We start from the raw sequence: 18,348 nt of genomic DNA on the forward strand, positions 1-18,348 counted from the left end.
GAAGCCGAACGCCGCCGAGCACTCCCGCAATGGCTGCACACCTACAATCACCACCGCGGCCACACCGCACTCGACGGCCAACCACCCGCCAGCCGCGTCCCCAACCTCCATAGACAGAACAGCTAGCCGTCCACGACCTCGCCGGCGGTGCCCGACGCGCCGGTCCCGAGGCGCCGGACGCGCCGCTCGACGTCCTTGCGGGCGCCGTCGGTGCCGGGCGCCGCGTCCGTCTCGAGGTTCCCGGCGTCCGCGCTGGAGCCGGTCCCGATGTGCTTGACGCGCCGCCGCACGTCCGCCCGGGCCTCCCTGGTCCGGGGACCCTCGTCCGGCGGCACGTCGCCGGTGTCCTCGTGCCCGCCGGTCCCCATGTGCCTGATACGGCGCTCGGCGTCCTTCCCGCCGCCGCCGGTCTCCGTGCCGTCGCCGAGCGTCCCGCGCTCGCCGCTCGCGCCGGTGCCGACGTTCCTGACGCGGCGCGCCACGTCCGCCTCGGCGTCCTTCCCGCCGGATGCCCCGCTCATCGCGCTCCCCCGTGGCCGATGTCCGTCCAGGCCGCGCCGGCGCGCGCGCCGGGGCTCCCGCCCTCCTGCACGCGCGCCGTCACGTTCCGGCTGATACCCGGCTGGCCAGGGGGCAAGCCTCCGCGAGGGTCCCCCGGCCGCGTCAGCCCCGGGCGATCCCGGCCTCGATCGCCTCGATGATCCGGGGACGCAGCTCCGCGGCGCCGATGACGGCGTCGACGGAGCCGACCTCGACCGCGCGCCGGATGTCGTGCACGCGGTCGAACTCCGCCGCCACCTCGCCGAGCTTCTCGGCGCGGACCGACGACCGGAGCTCGTCGAGCTCCGCGATCACCGTGGCGCGGCCCGGGCCGGCGGCGGCCGCGACGCGGGCCTCCAGGTCCCGGACGCGGGGATCGGCGGCCGTGCGGGCGTCGACGTCGCGGGCGAACACCGCCGCGGCGGCGGGGGCCCCGCCGAGCACCGAGGCGAACGAGCCCTCCAGCGCGAACACCGTCATGTTCGGGTTCAGCGCCTTGGAGAACACCACGAACGCGCCGCCGTGGTACCGCGAGATCACGCAGAACACGATGGGCCCGCGGAAGTTGACGATCGCGCGGCCGATCTCCGCGCCGTACTCCAGCTGGAGCTTGCGCATCGACTCCGGCGAGCCGTCGAACCCCGACAGGTTCGCCAGCACCACCAGCGGGCGGTTGCCGCTGGCCGCGTTGATCGCCCGCGCGGCCTTCTTCGACGACCGCGGGAACAGCGTTCCCGCGGTGTAGGCGTCCGGGCCGTCGGTGGGCGGGAAGCCGTGCCGCGGCACCGCCCGCGACTCGATGCCGAGCAGGCACACCGGGACGCCGCCGAGATGGACGTCCTGGACGACCGCGGTGTCCGCGTCGGCCATGCCCGCCCAGCGCTCCAGCACCGGGTGGTCCTGGTCGGACAGCGCCCGCATCACGGTGCGGATGTCGAACGGCTTCTTGCGGTCCGGGTTGGCCTCGGCGGAGAAGATCTCGCCGACGGTGGTGAAGTCGCTGCCCTCGACGACGTGCGGGAAGCCGGAGACGTCGCGGTCGGCCGGGTCGGACGTCGGTGCCCGGCGCGGCCCCCGCTCCCCCGGCACGACGTAGGTGTGGTCGTAGTGCGCCATGAGGATGTCCCGCGCGGCGGCCAGGTTCGGCGCCCAGTACTGCGCCTGCCCGTTCGGGCCCATCACCCGGTCGTAGCCGCCGATGCCGAAGTTGTCCTCGGCCGACACGCCGCCGGAGAAGTCGAGCGCCTGCTTGCCGGTCAGCACCATCGCCGAGTCCGGGGTCATCACGAGGACGCCCTTGGTGTGCATCAGCATCGTCGCCTCGGCGTTCCAGTACGGCTGGGCCCCGACGTTGATGCCCGCGACGACGATGTTGATCTCGCCGCCGTCCTGGGTGAACTCGACGATCCGCTTGAGCGCGGCGGCGACCCAGTCCATGTTCTCGGTGCCGGACTCCATGGAGATCCGGGCGCCCGCGGACAGCGCGTACCACTCCAGCGGCACCCGCATCCGCTCGGCCAGGTCCAGCGCGGCGATCACCCGGCGGCACTCCGGCTCCGACAGGGCGCCGAGCGCCTTCGTCGGGTCGCCGAGCAGCACGACCCGGGTGACCCCTTCCGGGTGCCGGGCGGTCGGCGTGGTGACGACGCCCGCGACCATCGCCGCGGTGTTGCGCCCCTTCGGCCGGTCGACCGGGACGAGCACGTGGTTCCCCGCCTCGTCGACGGCGAGGTCGTGCTCGGTGAAGTCGCCGAGCATCCCCGTCAGCTCGTACGGGTACACGGTGTTGCGGCCGCTCGCCCGCAGCACCTTCTGCCGGTAGCCGTCCACCGGCTCGATCGGCTCGTCGGACGGCTCGCCGACGGTCAGCTCGACGCCGCCCGCGGCGTCGAAGGACAGCCGCACCGCGATCTTGGTCAGCTCGCCGGTGCTCCGGTCGCGCTGCCGCCCGATGAGCAGGATCTCCTCCAGCCCGGCGCCCGCGGTCGTCGGCAGCACCCGCCCGACGATCATCTCCAGCTCGGCGCGGGTGAGGTCGATCGGCGGCCACACGTACAGCACGATCCGGTTGGTGTCGAACCGGTTCTTCGACGGCCGCCGCGACCGGGCGCGGCGGATCGAGTCGACGCAGGTCGCGATGGAGTACTCCGCCATCGGCAGGGTGGCGAGCCGGCCCTCGTGGTCGCGCAGCTCGGTCAGGTCGCGGACCTGCGCGAACGCGACGAGGCGGTCGTCGGACGGGTTGTCCCGCGCCACGCACTGGAACAGGTAGACCTCCTCGTCCGCCGACGGCAGCCGGGTGAGGTCGAACCGGTTCAGCCGCTCCAGCTGCATCCGCTGCGCGATGTACGGGTGCAGGCCGCGGATCAGCCGCTCCTCCGCCATCCCGGCGGTGGTCGGGCGGAACGTGAAGTGGTGGTGCATCACGGCGCCGGCGCTGCCCGCGACGGTGGCGGTCAGCCGGCGGACGCGCGGCGGCAGCGGATGCGCGGCGATGACCTCGTGCAGCGCGGCCGCCATCGCGTCGAAGTCCTCGGGCTGGTTCTCCCAGGCCAGGTAGATGTCGGCGTCGATGGCGTCCGCGCCGCCCGCCAGCTCGGCGAGCCCGCGCAGCGCGCCGCCCAGCTCGTCGAAGCGGACCGCGGCGGACACCACCGACGAGCCCTCGCGCTCGGCGACCACGAACGCGCAGCCCGCGCCGTCGGGGTCGTGTCGGTCGGGGGTGAGGACAGTGCGGACGCCGGTGAGGCCCTTGTTGCCGTAGTAGCGCCGGGTCAGCACCTCCAGCATGACCGAGTTGTCCCGGTCGTGGCGGACGAGCCGCTGCCCGAGCAGCCGGACGAGCGGCTCGGTGCTGCGCACCATCTCGGCGATCCGCTCGGCGCGGTCCGGGGCGTCCGGGTGCGCGTCCAGGTGGCGCAGGTGCCGGCGGACGGCGGCGTAGACGCGGGCGCGGTTGCGGCGCAGCAGCGGCTGCGCGAACCAGGCGAACACCACGCCGCACGCGAGGTCGTAGACGACCGGGAAGGGCACCTGCGTCGCGGCGACGAGGCGCTCCAGCGCGAGGCCGACGGGCTCGCGCAGCGCCTCCGCCGGCGGCGGCTCCAGCAGCCACGCGCGCAGCAGCGCCGTGACGACCGCGGCGTCCGTGGACGCGCGCTGCTGGGCCAGGAAGATCCGGAACACCGCCGCCTCCAGCTCCGGCGAGCGCTCCAGGTCGGTGACGCCGTAGTGGCCGAGCGCCTTGGCGAGCCTCGCCCGGAACTCCTCCGGCAGGCCGGCCCGCTCGACGTCGAGGCTCTGCAGGTAGGTGTGGAAGTGCTCGCGGGCGCTGCGCACGTGGCCGGTGCCGGTCCCGTCGGCTCCGTCGGCGCCGCCGGCCGGGGTGTTGCGGGTCAGCTCGGCGAGGTCGGCGAACACGTCGATGAGCGCCAGCTCCTCCTCCACGGGCCGGTGGCCGTCCGCGGCGGCCGCCCCGCGCGCGGCGAGGTAGCCGTCGAGCGCCCGGCGCTCGTCGTGCGGGTCGGCGTCGAAGCCCAGCAGCAGGCTGCGCAGCTCCTCCAGGCCGCGCGCGGCGCGCTCGCGCGCCGGGACCTCGGCGGGCTCGGCGGGCAGGTCGAGCTCGACGGTCCCGGCGACCGCGGCGTCCTCCTCCTCGGTGCCGTCGGCGAGCGGCTCCAGCCGCAGCAGCGGCGCGCCGGTCTCCACCTGGCCGCCGACGGAGACGACGCACTCCTTCAGCCGCGCCCTGAACGGCGCGCGCAGCACCGTCTCCATCTTCATGCTCTCCAGCACCAGCACCGGCGCGCCCGCCTCGACCTCGGCGCCGACCTCCAGCGGCGTCGCGACCACCAGCGCGGGCGCGGGCGAGCGGACGACGCCGCCCTCGTCCCGGCTGACCCGGTGCGTCACGCCGTCCACCTCGACCAGGTGGATCGGCCCGTGCGTGCCGGTGACGATGCGGTACCGGGCGCCGTTGACGACGATCTGCCCGGTGTGCCGGTCGAAGCGGTCGAGCTCGACGGTGGCGGTGCGGACGCCGTCGCCGCCCGCCTCGATGCCGACGCGGAACCGCTGCGCGCCGACCCGCGCGACGCGCACGCGGTACCCGGCGCCGCGCAGCTTGAGGTCGAGGGGCCGGCCGCTCTCGTGCCGGACCTGGGGGCGCCCGCCGGACGCCGTCGACAGCAGCCGCCGCCGCTCGGCCTCCTCCTCCGCCTCGTACGCCTCGATGGCGGCGGCCGCCAGCGCGACGGCGGAGTGCCGGTGCGAGACGAGGTCGCCCTCGCCGCGGACCCGGTCGATCCAGCCGGTGTCGGCGCTGCCGGCGATCACCTCGGGCCGGTCGAGCAGGTCGAGCACGAAGCTCTTGTTGGTCGCGCCGCCCTCGATGATGACGGTGGTCTGCGCCATCGCCCGGCGCAGCCGGCCGAGCGCCTCCTCGCGGTCCCGGCCGTAGGCGATGATCTTGGCGATCATCGAGTCGAAGTCGGCGGGGATGGTGTCGCCCTCGGCGACGCCGGTGTCCACCCGGACGCCGGGCCCGGCGGGCAGGTCCAGCCGGGCGATGCGGCCCGGGGACGGGGCGAAGTCGCGGTCGGGGTCCTCGGCGTTCAGCCGGGCCTCGACGGCGTGCCCGCGCTCCACCGGGGGCGCGCCCTCCAGCCGCCCGCCGGACGCCACGTGCAGCTGCGCCTTGACCAGGTCGAAGCCGGTGGTGGACTCGGTGATCGGGTGCTCGACCTGGAGGCGGGTGTTGACCTCCAGGAACGCCAGCAGGTCCTCGCCCGGGTGGTAGAGGAACTCGACGGTCGCCGCGCCGCGGTAGCCGACCGCGACCGCGAGCCGCTCGGCGGACGCCTTGAGCTCGGCGGCCCGCGCGGGCGGCAGCACCGGCGACGCCGACTCCTCGATGATCTTCTGGTTGCGGCGCTGCACCGAGCAGTCGCGGACGCCGAGCGCCCACGCGGTCTCGCCGTCGGCGATCACCTGGACCTCGACGTGCCGGGCGCCGGTGACCAGGCGTTCCAGGAAGACGACGCCGCTGCCGAACGCGCGCGCGGCCTCCTGGCTGGTGCGCTCGTAGGCGTCGTCGAGCTCGGCCTCGCTGGTGATGACGCGGATGCCGCGCCCGCCGCCGCCGGCGGTCGCCTTCAGCATCAGCGGGTAGCCGATCTCCGCCGCCGCGGCGCGGGCGGCGTCGAGGGTCTCGACGGCGCCGCGGCTCCACGGCGCGACCGGGACCCCGACCTCCTCGGCGATCAGCTTCGCGCCGATCTTGTCGCCGAGCCGGCGCATCGCGTCCGCGCTCGGCCCGACGAAGGTGACGCCGGCCTTCTCGCACACCTCGGCGAACGCCGGGTCCTCGGCGACGAAGCCCCAGCCGACCCAGGCGGCGTCGGCGCCGGTCTCGACCAGCGCGCGTTCGAGCGCCTTCAGGTCGAGGTACGGGCGCGCGGACGCGGGACCGAGGTCGTAGGACAGGTCCGCCTCGCGCACGAAGGTGGCGGTCCGGTCGACGTCGGTGTACAGGGCGACGGTCTCGATCCGTGTCCCGGTCTCCGCGGCGATGTCCCGTACGGCGTGGATGAGCCGCATGGCGGCCTCACCACGGTTGACGATGGCGACACGACTGAACACGCGACCGAGCCCTCCTGTAGACCACGATGTCCGCCGGGAACGACGGCTCTCGGCTGTGCCCACCCTTCCGGTTACCCGCCGGTAGCTCCATGTCGCTGACATCGCATGCTGCGCGGCCCGAGTTGTGGGAAACGTGCAAAAGCCGGACCGCCGCCGGGTGCCGGCGGACTCCCCTCGGGCGGGGCGGCGCCGATCGCTTCAGCGGCCGGCCGGCGGCGGCACGCGCAGGGCGATCATGGCGAGGTCGTCGATGCCGGCGGTCGGCAGGCGGGTGAGCAGCCCGTCGCAGAACGCCGGCAGCGAACGGCGGGCGAGCCGCCCGGCCTGCTCGCACAGCCGCTCCAGCCCCCTGTCCAGATGCTCGCCCGGCCGCTCGACCAGGCCGTCGGTGTAGAGGAGCACCGTGCAGCCGGGCGGCAGGCGGACCTGCGCGCTCCGGTACGGCTCGTCGAACAGCGGCCCGAGGCCGAGGAGCGGGTTGGCGCCGTCCTCCAGCAGGCGGACGCCGCCGTCCGGGCAGACCAGGACGGGCGGCGGGTGCCCGGCCACCGCGTAGTCGAGCCGCATCCCGTCCGGCCCGTCGTCGGCGACGCGGGCCAGGGCGCAGGTGGCCGAGCCGTCCGGGATCAGCGTCTCCATCGCGATGTTCAGCCGGCGCAGGACGTCCCCGGGGCGCTCCCGGCGGTCGACGATCAGGCCCCGCAGGATGTTCCGCAGCTGGCTCATCGCCACCGTCGCGGCGAGGTCGTGCCCGGTGGCGTCCCCGATGGCCAGCACGGCGGCGCCGTCCGGCGGCACGAACGAGTCGTACCAGTCGCCGCCGACCTCGGCGGTCGCCGGGCTGGCCCGGTACCGCGCGACGATCTCCAGGCCGGGCACCACGGGCGGCTCGGCGAGCAGGCCGTGCTGCAGCGCCAGCGCCACCCGCTGGGTGCGGTGGTACTCGATCGCGCTGCTCAGCGCGTCGTGTGCGTGGTCGAACATCTGCCGCATCAGGTCGACGTCGTCGCGGCTCAGCGGCTCGCGCTCCCCGCAGACGGCGGCGGTCACCACGGCCGCCACGGTCCCGTCCACGGTCACCGGCATCACCACCACGCTGTTGGCGCCGGCCGCGGCCAGCCATTCGGTCGTGCCCTCGGGCAGCAGACCCGCCGGCGGACGTCCCTGCGGGAAGGTGTGGTGCAGCGGGCGGCTCCGCTGCACGGTCCGGGTGAACCCGCTGTCGGCGGCGTACCACTCCCGGCCGAACGGCGGCTGCCGCGGCAGGTCCGCCCGCGCGGCCGTGGCGACGCGCTCGGCGAGGAGCGGCGCGCCCGCCGGGCGGTCCACGTAGTCGGGCAGCAGGTGGACGCCGCAGCCGTCGGCCAGCGCCGGGACGAGCACGTCGGCCAGCGCCCCGAGCATCTCCCGCAGCCCGGTGCGCTCGGCGGTCGCGGTGGCGGCTCCGTCGAGCAGCCGCCTGCGGAACTCGCGCTGCCACTGCTGCTCGATGTCGGTGCAGGTGCCCACCCATTCCATCACGACGCCGTTCTCGTGCACCGGCGCGGCGTTGACCTGGAAGTGCCCGTATCCGCCGTCGACCGTCCGGAGCCGGTAGACGTACCGCCAGGGACGGGCCTGCGCGAGCGCCCGCTCCCACGACCGCGCGGTCTCCTCGCGGTCCTCGGGGTGCAGCGCCTGCTGCCAGCCCTTGCCGCGGAACCCCTCCCAGGACTGGCCGGTCACCCGCTCCCAGCCCGGGCTCGGTTCGACGGGCTCCCCCGCCGGGTTCGTCACCCACACGATCTCGGCGCTCACCCGGATGAGGCTCTGGAACCTGCGCAGGGCGCGGTGCTGCTCCCCGGCCGTGCGGCCGGCCCGCCGGGCCGCGCCGGCGTGCTCGCTGACGTCCACGCCCACCGCCAGCACCGCCGGCTCGTCGCCGGGCACCCGGGTCAGGCTGAAGGAGAAGAAGCGCTCCTCGTAGCCGGTGTCGGGGAAGAACAGGCTGATCGGGGCCTCGGCGAGGGTGACCGGCTCCCCGCCGGCCAGCACGCGTTCGAGGAGGTGGAAGTAGCCGCGCTGGACGAGGTCGCCGAACGCCCGGCGGACCGGCTCGCCGATCGACCGCTCGCCGAAGGTCGAGCGGAAGGCGATGTTCGTGTACGCCAGGCGCTGCTCCGGCCCGCTGATGACGGCGACGATGGCGGGCGCGGCGTCGAACGCCTCGGGCGCGAGGCCGCCGTCCCCCTCCTGCCGGTCATCGACCATGGCGTCTCCCCCAGTCGCCGCCCAGGTCGCTATCGGCTCATCTCCACCTCAACATACATCGGGCCCCCTCTCACCGGCGCTCCGGGCTCGCCGGGGCCCGCCCGTCCCCGCCGCCCTCCTCGGGGGCGCGCAGGCCGAGCGCGGGCGCGATCACGTGGTCGACGTAGCCGTGCAGGAAGCCGAGGTCGACGTCCTCGCCGAGGACGGCCTCGCCGCCCAGCGTGCCGAGCAGCATGTACTTGACGTACGGGAGGGCCTTGCAGCCGGCGGGGACCTCGCCCCGAGCGACGCCGCGGGCCAGGACGGCGTCGAGCGCGGCGAGCCCCGGCTCGACGATGGCCTGCCGGACGGCGGCCATCAGCCGGGGGTCGCGGTGGATGGCGTGGGCGACCGCCCGGTTCATGCCGCGGTCCAGGGCGGCCATCTGGTGGTACCGGCCGATGTAGGCCTTCAGGTCGCCGAGCAGGTTCCCGGTGTCGACGGCCTCGACCTCGGGCGGGCCGAGCGAGCGCAGCGCCGCGATGACGAGCTCGGGCTTGCCCCCCACTGCCGGTAGATGGTGGCCTTGCTCATCCGGGCGCGCCCGGCGACGTCCTCCACGCTGAGGGCCTCGTAGCCCACCTCGCGGAGCCGGTCGAGGACGAGCGCGTACAGCTCGGCCGCGCGGTCGGGCGAGATGCGGCTGCGCCTGCGGACCGGGGGTCGCGTCTGCGGGCCCATGGCGGTCAGATCGCCTGGAGGGCGTCGATGACGCCGCGGAGGTGGCGGCGGGCGGCCCGCTCGGCGGCGTCGGGGGCGCGGGCGCAGATCCCGTCGATGATCGCCAGGTGCTCGGCGACGGACACGGCCGGGCGGCCGGGGACGAGCGCGAGCCGGAACCGGTGCCGGACGTTCTGCGCGCGCAGCCGCCGCAGCACCTCTGCGGCGGTGCGCCGGCCGCTGATCTCGGCGATGCGCCCGTGCAGCGCCTTGTTCAGCTCGGAGTACTCCAGCACGTGCCCCTGCGCGACGGCGGCGCGCATGGCGTCGCCGAGGCCGCGCAGCTCGGGCGGTTCTGCACGCGCTCGACCAGGCCCTCGCTGGTGAGCTCGACCAGCGCGGCGCGCACGCTGCCGCGCCCGACGCCGAACATGTCCGACAGGTCCGACTCGACCAGGCGCTGGTCGGGCGCGAAGTCGCCCCGGACGATCGCCTCCCGGATCGCGGCGGCGACGTCCGGGCGCCCCGCCCCTCGTCCCTCCGGCCTCACTCCACCGGCCGGTGGCCGCCCTTCGCCTGCTGGACGAGCGTGTAGATGCGGGTCCGCAGTTCGGCGAACCGGGGCTCGGCGCGGGTGGTGAGCTGGTCGCGCTCGTCCGGCAGGTCGATCGGGACCTCCTCCAGGACGACCGTCGGGGAGTTCGACAGCACGATGACGCGCTGCCCGAGGTACACCGACTCGTCGATGTCGTGGGTGACGAACAGGACGGTGACGCCGAGCCGCTTCCACAGGGATCGGACGAGGTCCTCCAGGTCGGCGCGGGTCTGCGCGTCCACGGCCGCGAACGGCTCGTCCATCAGCAGGATGTGCGGCTCGTAGGCGACCGCGCGGGCGATCGCGACCCGCTGCTGCATGCCGCCGGACAGCTGCCAGGGGTGCGCGTCGTGCGCCTTCGCCAGGCCGACGGCCTCCAGCGCCTCGTCCACGAGCCGCCGCCGCTCGGCCTTCGGGACCCGCTTCTCCTTCAGCGGCCGCTCGACGTTCTGCCGCACGGTCATCCAGGGGAACAGGCTGCGGCCGTACTCCTGGAAGACCACGGCCATGCCGCGGGGCGGGCCCGTCACCCGCTCCCCTTCGAGCACCACCTCCCCGGACGTGCAGCCCAGCAGGCCCGCGACGCAGCGGAGCAGGGTCGTCTTGCCCGCGCCGGACGGCCCGACGATGCAGACGAGCTCGCCCGCGCCGACGGCGAAGGTCAGGTCCCGGACGGCTTCGACGGAGCGTCCCCGCCCCTGGTAGACCTTCCTCAGCCCGCGGACGTCCAGCAGCGCGGTCGAGGTCCCGGGGGTTCCGGCGCCGGTCGGTGCAGTGGTCATCTCAGCCCTCTCGCTGTGCCCGGCGCAGGCCGGTGTACCAGCGCAGCACCCGGGTCTCCACGACGTGGAAGACGGCCGACAGGGCGATGCCGATCAGGCCGAGCAGGATGATCCCGCTCCACATCTGCGGGATCGAGAAGCCGCGCTGGAACTGGATGATGGTGAAGCCGACCCCGTTGCTCGCGGCGAACATCTCGCTGATCACCATGAGGATGATCCCGATGGACAGCGCCTGCCGCGCGCCGGCGGTGATCTGCGGGCTCGCCCCGCGCAGCACCAGGTGGACGAGCCGCGAGCGCGGGCGCATCCGGTAGCAGCGGGCGGTGTCGCGCAGCACCTCGTCGAGCGCGCGCACGCCCTCGACCGTGTTCAGCAGGACGGGCCACACGCAGCCGGAGACGATGACGAGGATCTTCATCCCGTTGCCGATGCCGGCGAACAGCATCAGGATCGGCACGAGCACGGGCGGCGGGATCGCCCGGAAGAACTCCAGGACCGGTTCCAGCAGGGCGCGCAGCACCCGGACGGATCCGATCGCGACGCCGAGCCCGATCCCGAGCGCCAGGGCGAGCAGGTAGCCCGCGACCAGCCGGCCGAGGCTCGGCAGGACGTCGCTCGTGATCCGGCCGTGGAACCAGGTGTCGTCGAAGGTGCCGAGGATCGTGCTCAGCGGCGGCCAGAAGAAGTCGGTGCTGCCCGCCGTCGCGACCCACCAGGCCGCGACGAGCAGGGCCGGCATCCCCAGCAGCAGCAGCGCCCGCCGCAGCGCGGCAAGGACCGTCACGAGGCCACCTCCCGGCGGACGGAGGGGTGCCAGCGCAGCACGCGGCGCTCGACCGCCCGCACGACCACGTTGACCAGGACTCCGATCAGGCCGACCACGATCACCAGGGCGTACATCGACGCGACGGCGCCGGAGCTCTGCGCCACCGCGATCTGCTTGCCGAGGCCCGGCGACCCGATGACCAGCTCGCCGGTGATCTCCAGGATGAGCGCGACCGCGGCGGCCAGCCGGAACCCGGTCATCACGTACGGCAGCGCCGTCGGCCACAGGACGGTCCGCACCTGCGTCAGCGCGCGGAAGCGGTAGGAGCGGGCGGTCTCGCGTGCGACGGGGTCGACGTCCTGCACCCCGTACAGGACCTGCACCAGGACCTGCCAGAAGGAGGCGTAGACGACGAGCAGCAGCGTGGAGCGCATCGTCGTGCCGTACAGCAGGACGGCCAGCGGGATCAGCGCGACCGACGGGATCGGCCGCAGGAACTCGATCGTCGACGCCAGCGCCGCCCGCACCAGCGGGAGGCCGCCGACCGCGACGCCCAGCACCACGCCGACGGCGGTCGCGACGGCGAGGCCGATCGCCCAGCCGGGCAGCGTCTCCAGCAGGGCGCGCCAGAACGCGCCCGTCCCGGCCTCGTCCGCCAGGGCGGACACCATGTCGCTGAACGGCGGCAGGAACCGCTTCTCCACCAGGCCCGCGCGGGGCACAGTCTCGACCAGCGCCATCAGCCCGGCGAGACCGGCCGGGCCGAGGATCCAGGCGGGCACGGCGCGGTGACGGCGTTCGCCCCGGCCGTCCCCCACGGCGTCCGCCGTCACCGCGGCCGTCACGGCAGCAGCTCCTCGGCGTCCGGGGCCTTCGTGATCAGGCCGTCCTGGACGGCGAGATTCTCCAGCGTCCGGAGGCCCGTGCCGTTGACCTGGGTGGGGAACTTCGGCAGCGTCAGCGCGCCCGCCACCGACGGATCGATCTTGGTGTAGGTGCCGAGGATCTTGCGCACCGCCTCGGGGTGCTGGTCGGCGTACCGCAGCGACTTCTGCATCGCCGCGGCGAACCGCTTGACCAGGTCCGGCTTGGACGCCGCGGTCTTCTGCGAGGTGAAGTACGCGGCGATGGTCAGGTCCGGGGCGGTGTCGACGTAGTTGGACGCGACGAGCCGGCCGCCGTTCTTCAGCGCGGTGGTGAGGAACGGCTCGACGACCTGGACGGCGTCGACGTTCCCCTTGTCGAGGGCGGCGAGCATGTCGGGGAAGGCCAGTTCGGTGAACTTGACGTTCCCGGCGTCGCCGCCGTCCTTGCGGATCGAGGCCCGGACCGTCGTGTCGTTGATGTTGTTCAGCGTGTTGACGGCGACGCGCTTGCCGGCGAGGTCCTTGGCGGTCCTGATGGGGCTGCCGGACTTGACGACGACCCCGCCGAAGTCCTTCCTGTCGACGCCGGTCGAGGCGTTGCCGGGGGCGACGACCTTGAGGGGCAGTCCCTTGGACCGGGCGAGCACCAGCGAGGTGTAGTTGCTGAACCCGAAGTCGACCTGGCCGCTGACGACGGCGGGCACGATCGCCGCGCCGCCCTGGGCCGTCTCGAACCGGAGCCTCAGTTTCTGCTCGGCGAAGAAGCCCTGCTGGTTCCCGAGGTAGACGGGCGCCACGTCGACGATCGGGATGACGCTCACCTTCACCGTGGCGGGGCCATTGCCGGAGGCGTTCGAGGTGCCGCCGCCCCCGCCGCACGCGGCGAGGAGGAGTACGGAGGTGGCGGCCAGTGCCGCCCGGATTCGTTTCACGGTGCTTCTCCTGGGCGTCGGTCGGGTGGGGTCCCCTCTGGCGTGACCGCGATGCTAAGGACGCCTCGCCAAGATTGTCAACGATTTGGGTTCCAAAGTAGGTCTCTCGGATTGCTTGTTGGATTGTCAACATTTTTGTAGCATCCGCTTGCGGTTCACCCGGCCGCGGCGGCGCCCGGCGGCGGCCGGCCCGCCCATCCGAGGAGGCGGTACTCCATGAACGGGTTCTTCACTCGGGGCACGGTGTTCGGGGCGGGCGTCCTGAGACGCGCGCGCGGCCGGTTCGGGCCGCCCGGCCGGCCGATCCCGGCGGTGCTCGCCGCGGTGCTCGCCGCGGCCCTGGTGTCGGCGGCGGGGCCCGGCGCCGCGTCGGCGGCGCCGCGACATCAGCGGATCACGGCGGACGGCCTCGCGGACCTCCCCGCGGTGCGGCCGGTGGCGGACTGCGCCGGGCTGGCGGGCCTGCGCCTGGACGGCGTGACCGACGCACCGGTCACCATCACCTCCGCGACCGTCTCGACCGCCGGCGCGCCCGCGCCGTACTGCGACGTCCGGGGCACCATCGCCCCGGCCGACACCATCGTGATGCGCCTGCCCGTCAACGGCTGGACGCAGCGGTACCTGCAGACGGGCTGCGGCGGCGAGTGCGGCAGCTCGAACATCAACTACACGCAGGCGTCCACGTGCGCGCCCGTGCAGGACGGCACCATCGCCAGCGCGACGACCGACATGGGCCACCAGGGATCGCCGGACGGGTCGTGGGCGGCGAACGCCCCGCAGGCGCAGATCGACTTCGCCTACCGGGGCGTGCACGTGACGTCGCAGGTGGCCAAGGCGCTCATCAAGCGGTTCTACGGCCGCTCCCCCGCCTACTCCTACTTCGACGGCTGCTCGGACGGCGGCCGCGAGGCGCTGATGGAGGCCCAGCGGTACCCGGGCGACTTCGACGGCATCGCCGCCGGCGCGCCCGCGAACGACATGGTCGTGCAGAACACCTTCCACCACGCCTGGAACGTCCTGACCAACCTCGACGCCGACGGGCGTTACATCCTGCTCGCCGGGAAGCTCCCGCTGGTCCATCAGGCCGTGCTGAGCGCCTGCGACCGGCTCGACGGGCTGAAGGACGGGCTCATCGACGACCCGCGGCGCTGCGACTTCGACCCGGCGACGCTGGTGTGCGCGTCCGGCCAGGACCCGTCGACGTGCCTCACCAAGGCGGAGGCCGGTGTGGTCCGGCGGCTGCACGACGGCGCGGTCGACGAGCAGGGCCGCCGGCTGGAGCCCGCGATCTCCCACGAGTGGGGCTCCGAACTCGAATGGACGCTGTTCGTCCCGGCCCGGCAGGGGCAGACGGTGGGCAGCCAGAACTTCGTGGAGTCCTTCGCCCGCTACCTCGGCTACACCAACCGGGTGAGACCCGGCTGGAAGCTGTCCGACCTCGAGTTCACCGCCGAGTCGTTCTGGAAGACGGTGCAGTCGTCCTCCTACCTGTCCGCGATGGACCCGGACCTCGGCCGCTTCCAGCGCGGCGGCGGGAAGCTGCTGCTCTGGCACGGCTGGAGCGACCAGCACATCTCGCCGCAGAGCACGCTCGCCTACTACGACGCCATGCGGAAGACCATGGGCCGAGAGGCCGTCGACGACTTCGCCCGGCTCTACCTCTTCCCGGGCGTCGCGCACTGCGGCGGCGGCGAGGGCCCCGACACCTTCGACGTCCTCACCCCCGTGATGGCGTGGACGGAGAGCGGGCGGCGCCCCGGCGCGATCACCGCGTCGAAGATCGCGGACGGCGCGGTCGCCCGCACCCGGCCCGTCTACCCGTACCCGCGGGTCGCCCGCTACGACGGGACGGGCGGCATCGACGACGCGTCCAACTTCGCCCCGAGCACGCCCCGCCACGAGCCGGCCGCCGGCTACCACTGGCTCGGCGAGCGGCTCTACTCCGGCGGCTACCAGACCTGGTGCGCGGCGGACGGAACGCGGCTGGCATGCCGCCCGTCGCAGACCTGGCTGACCCGCAAGGCCGGCGCCATTTCGTCATGAACGGCGCCCAATAGGCCGCTCACCCCCGACCCGGGACGGACCCCGTTCAAGCGGTCATCCGAAACCGGGATCCGCGGTTCGCCCTTTATGCGGCCGGACGAAGACCCGGAACCGTTCGCCCGGCGCCCCGGAATTCCGCGCCGCCCGGGCGCCTGTTCTGCAGGAACAATTCCCGGGATGGGGGCTGCTACTTTTGTTCCCCGAAGGGCGAACCGCGAATTGGGGAGTAAGCCGTGACCGACGAGCCGGGCAGCATCATCGACACGTCCGTGCCGCATTCCGCGCGTATCTGGAACTACTGGCTCGGAGGCAAGGACAACTACCCCGTCGACCGCGCGGCAGGCGACCAGTACGTGCAGGTGTATCCGGGAATCGTGGACGTCGCGCGGGCCGGCCGCAACTTCCTCGCCCGCGCCGTCCGCTACCTGGCGGGCGAGCAGGGCATCCGGCAGTTCCTCGACGTCGGCACGGGGCTGCCGACCGTCGACAACACCCACGAGGTGGCGCAGCGGGTCGCGCCCGAGTCGCACATCGTCTACGTCGACAACGACCCGCTCGTCCTGTCGCACGCGCACGCCCTGCTCACCAGCCGCCCCGAGGGCGAGACCAGCTACATCCAGGCCGACATGCTCGACCCGGAGCAGGTCCTGCGCGCGGCGCGCGACAAGCTCGACTTCGACCGGCCGGTCGCGGTGATGCTCATGGGGGTGCTCGGCCACGTCCAGTCCTACGACGACGTCCTGAACATCATCCGCACGCTGACGGGCGGCCTCTGCTCCGGCAGCCACCTCGCCCTGTACGACGACACCGACACCGACGAGGCGCACAACGAGGCGCAGCAGCAGTACGACGACACGGGCGCCGTCCCCTACCGGCTCCGCCCGCCCGAGCAGATCATCGGCTACTTCGACGGCCTAGAGCTGGTCGAGCCCGGCGTGACGGCGTGCGAGGACTGGCGTCCCGAGCCCAACCCGTTCAACGACGCGCCGAAGACGTCCACCCTCTGCGGCGTCGCCCGCAAGCCGTGATCCCCTAGCGGCCGTCGAGGAGGGGGCGCCGCGGGTCCCAGGACGTGCCGTCGCGGTCGTCGCGGCGGCGCCGCGCGATGCCCGACAGGACCTCGAGGACGACGCGGTTCGCCAGCGCCGAGGTGATGTCGGCGTGGTCGTAGGGCGGTGACACCTCGACCACGTCGACGCCCGCGACCGGCAGCTCGTAGGCGACGCGGCGCACCGCGTCCAGCAGCTGGCGGGCGGTGAGGCCGCCGGGCTCGGGGGTGCCGGTGCCGGGCGCGTGGCCCGGGTCGCACACGTCGATGTCGACGGACAGGAACACCCCGTCGCAGTCGTCGGTGGCGATCGCGAACGCCTCGGTCAGGCACTCCTCCAGCCCGCGCGCGACGATCTCGGCCATCTCGTAGGAGCGCATGCCCTGCCCGGCCATCCACGCGAGGGTCTCGGGGCCCGGCCAGTAGCCGCGCAGGCCGAGCTGCAGGAACCGGTCGCCGCGGACGGCCCCGGACTCCAGCAGCCGCCGCATCGGGGTGCCGTGCCCGACCAGCGAGCCGAACTCGATGTCGCCGGTGTCGGCGTGCGCGTCGAAGTGGATCATCGAGACGCGGCCCTGCCCGACATGCCGCGCCACCCCGGCGGCGTCGGGCCAGGCGATGGTGTGGTCGCCGCCGAGCACCAGCGGGATCGCGCCGTTGCTCGCGATGGCGTACACCGCCTCCTCCAGGTCCCGGACGGAGCGCTCGGCGTCGCCGGAGTACATCTCGACGTCCCCGGCGTCGCGCACGGTGAGGTCGCCCCGGAGCCCGTCCACGCGCAGCGCCAGCGACGGCCGCGACCCGACCTGCGGCAGGTAGCAGGTCTGCCGGATGTACTGCGGGCCGAACCGGGTGCCGGGCCGGTGGGACGTCCCGCCGTCGAACGGGGCGCCGAGGACGACCACGTCGGCATCGGCGTAGGTCGCGGGGTCCGACCAGGTGCAGCGCGGCACTCCGAGGAAGGTGATGTCGGGGCCGTACTGCGGTCCGTACCTGTTCTGCGGGGTCATCCGGGCCCTCCCTGCCACGACGGCGATGCCGGGTGTTCCTTCCCGGTCCGGGCCGGGCCGTCACCTGGGCGCACGGGCCCTGCGGATCATCCCTCCGGGTCGGGGGTGACGCCGTCGGGCAGGACGTTCGGGCGGGCCTTCCCCACCAGCGCGGGGATCACGTCGTCCAGCTCGTGCGGGTCCCAGCGCGCGCCCTTGTCGACGACCGGCCCGGCGCGCCAGCCCTCCGCGACGCTGATCCGCCCGCCGCGCACGTTGAACACCCGGCCGGTTATCCCGCGCGCCCCTGGGCTCGCCAGCCACACCACCAGCGGCGCGATGTTGGACGGGTCCGCCGGGTCGAAGCCCTCGCCCGGGCGCTCGCGGCCCGGCACCAGGTTCTCGGTCATCCGGGTCAGCGCGGCGGGCGCCACCGCGTTCACGGTCACGCCGTACCGCCGCAGCTCGCGCGCCGCGATCACGGTCAGCGCGGCGATCCCCGCCTTGGCCGCGCCGTAGTTGCCCTGCCCGGCGTTGCCGTAGATGCCCGACGACGAGCTGGTGTTGATGACGCGCGCGTCGACCTCGTGGCCCGCCTTGTGCCGCTCCCGCCAGTACGCGGCGGCGTGCCGCAGCGGCGCGAACGTCCCGCGCAGGTGGACGGCCATCACGGCGTCCCACTCCTCCGCGCTCATGTTGACCAGCATCCGGTCGCGGAGGATGCCGGCGTTGTTCACCAGGACGTGCAGGTCCCCGAACCGCTCGACCGTCGACGCCACGAGCCGGCGGGCGCCCTCGAAGTCGGACACGTCGGTGCCGTCGGCGACGGCCTCGCCGCCCATCGCGCGGATCTCGTCCACCACCTCGCCCGCCGGCCCGCCAGACGAGCCGGTCCCGTCGACCTGCGCGCCCAGGTCGTTGACGACCACCCGGGCGCCGTGCCGGGCGAACTCCAGCGCGTGCTCGCGGCCGATGCCCCGGGCCGCCCCGGTCACGATGACCACCCGTCCGTCGGCGATCGCGGTCATGGTCGCTCCCTCCGTCCCGGGCGGGCCGGGTGCCCGGTCGCCGCCGCGCGCTAGAAGCCATTTCTAGAATTGGCTTTCAAAACGATGCGACGGGACGACCGCGATGTCAATGGGCCGCGCGCGGGCGGGCCCGGCGGATCGCCCGCCGGGCCCGCCGCCGGATCCGGATG

15 protein-coding genes and 1 pseudogene are annotated in these 18,348 nt (G+C 74.0%); 3 read left to right on the forward strand and 13 right to left on the reverse strand.

Annotated features, from left to right (window positions below):
* Window positions 1-126, forward strand: a pseudogene (locus tag J4557_RS39355) (IS481 family transposase); the annotation flags it as partial.
* Here J4557_RS39355 and J4557_RS39360 read toward each other — a convergent pair.
* From J4557_RS39360 to J4557_RS39405, 11 genes are all read right to left on the reverse strand, one after another.
* The gene (locus J4557_RS39360) at window positions 123-521 is read right to left on the reverse strand and encodes a hypothetical protein (RefSeq protein ID WP_208271919.1); all 399 of its coding nucleotides are present in this window, start codon (window positions 519-521) and stop codon (window positions 123-125) included. The pseudogene J4557_RS39355 and the gene J4557_RS39360 sit on opposite strands and share 4 nt — an antisense overlap.
* Window positions 522-663: 142 nt before the next feature.
* Window positions 664-6,180 carry an ATP-binding protein gene (locus J4557_RS39365; RefSeq protein WP_208271920.1) on the reverse strand — a complete coding sequence of 1,839 codons (5,517 nt, stop codon included), beginning with the start codon at window positions 6,178-6,180 and terminating at the stop codon, window positions 664-666.
* A 198-nt stretch (window positions 6,181-6,378) separates the two neighbouring features.
* Entirely contained in the window at window positions 6,379-8,430 is a 2,052-nt protein-coding gene (locus J4557_RS39370) for a SpoIIE family protein phosphatase (RefSeq protein ID WP_208271921.1), read from the reverse strand.
* A gap of 70 nt (window positions 8,431-8,500) precedes the next feature.
* On the reverse strand, window positions 8,501-8,977 hold the full coding sequence (locus J4557_RS39375) for a TetR-like C-terminal domain-containing protein (protein ID WP_208271922.1): 477 nt from the start codon (window positions 8,975-8,977) through the stop codon (window positions 8,501-8,503).
* Entirely contained in the window at window positions 8,881-9,150 is a 270-nt protein-coding gene (locus J4557_RS52305; protein ID WP_208271923.1) for a helix-turn-helix domain-containing protein, read from the reverse strand. Before J4557_RS52305 ends, J4557_RS39375 begins: the two co-directional genes overlap by 97 nt.
* Before the next feature lie 5 nt (window positions 9,151-9,155).
* Entirely contained in the window at window positions 9,156-9,452 is a 297-nt protein-coding gene (locus tag J4557_RS50225) for an FCD domain-containing protein (protein WP_243777077.1), read from the reverse strand.
* Entirely contained in the window at window positions 9,404-9,679 is a 276-nt protein-coding gene (locus tag J4557_RS50230; protein WP_307800467.1) for a GntR family transcriptional regulator, read from the reverse strand. The genes J4557_RS50225 and J4557_RS50230 overlap by 49 nt, the downstream gene beginning before the upstream one ends.
* The gene (locus J4557_RS39390; RefSeq protein ID WP_243777078.1) at window positions 9,676-10,506 is read right to left on the reverse strand and encodes an ABC transporter ATP-binding protein; all 831 of its coding nucleotides are present in this window, start codon (window positions 10,504-10,506) and stop codon (window positions 9,676-9,678) included. The genes J4557_RS50230 and J4557_RS39390 overlap by 4 nt, the downstream gene beginning before the upstream one ends.
* Window position 10,507: 1 nt before the next feature.
* The gene (locus tag J4557_RS39395; RefSeq protein WP_307800468.1) at window positions 10,508-11,290 is read right to left on the reverse strand and encodes an ABC transporter permease; all 783 of its coding nucleotides are present in this window, start codon (window positions 11,288-11,290) and stop codon (window positions 10,508-10,510) included.
* Window positions 11,287-12,117, reverse strand: a complete 831-nt coding sequence (locus J4557_RS39400; RefSeq protein ID WP_307800469.1) for an ABC transporter permease — start codon at window positions 12,115-12,117, stop codon at window positions 11,287-11,289. The genes J4557_RS39395 and J4557_RS39400 overlap by 4 nt, the downstream gene beginning before the upstream one ends.
* Window positions 12,114-13,070 (reverse strand): ABC transporter substrate-binding protein, encoded by a 957-nt coding sequence (locus J4557_RS39405; protein WP_208271924.1) that lies wholly within the window; start codon window positions 13,068-13,070, stop codon window positions 12,114-12,116. Before J4557_RS39405 ends, J4557_RS39400 begins: the two co-directional genes overlap by 4 nt.
* A 216-nt stretch (window positions 13,071-13,286) precedes the next feature.
* Here J4557_RS39405 and J4557_RS39410 point away from each other — a divergent pair, with 216 nt between their 5' ends.
* Together J4557_RS39410 and J4557_RS39415 are read left to right on the forward strand one after the other, a co-directional pair.
* Window positions 13,287-15,113: a tannase/feruloyl esterase family alpha/beta hydrolase gene (locus J4557_RS39410; protein ID WP_208271925.1), complete on the forward strand. Its 1,827-nt coding sequence runs from the start codon at window positions 13,287-13,289 to the stop codon at window positions 15,111-15,113.
* A 233-nt stretch (window positions 15,114-15,346) separates the two neighbouring features.
* Window positions 15,347-16,141, forward strand: a complete 795-nt coding sequence (locus J4557_RS39415; RefSeq protein WP_208271926.1) for an SAM-dependent methyltransferase — start codon at window positions 15,347-15,349, stop codon at window positions 16,139-16,141.
* Between the two features lie 4 nt (window positions 16,142-16,145).
* On the opposite strand, the gene speB is transcribed toward J4557_RS39415, so the two are convergent.
* Entirely contained in the window at window positions 16,146-17,171 is a 1,026-nt protein-coding gene (gene speB / locus J4557_RS39420) for an agmatinase (protein WP_208271927.1), read from the reverse strand.
* A gap of 86 nt (window positions 17,172-17,257) precedes the next feature.
* On the reverse strand, window positions 17,258-18,178 hold the full coding sequence (locus J4557_RS39425) for an SDR family oxidoreductase (protein ID WP_208271928.1): 921 nt from the start codon (window positions 18,176-18,178) through the stop codon (window positions 17,258-17,260).
* Window positions 18,179-18,348 lie beyond the last annotated feature (170 nt).

This window comes from Actinomadura nitritigenes (assembly GCF_017573545.1).
Lineage (GTDB): Bacteria > Actinomycetota > Actinomycetes > Streptosporangiales > Streptosporangiaceae > Spirillospora > Spirillospora nitritigenes.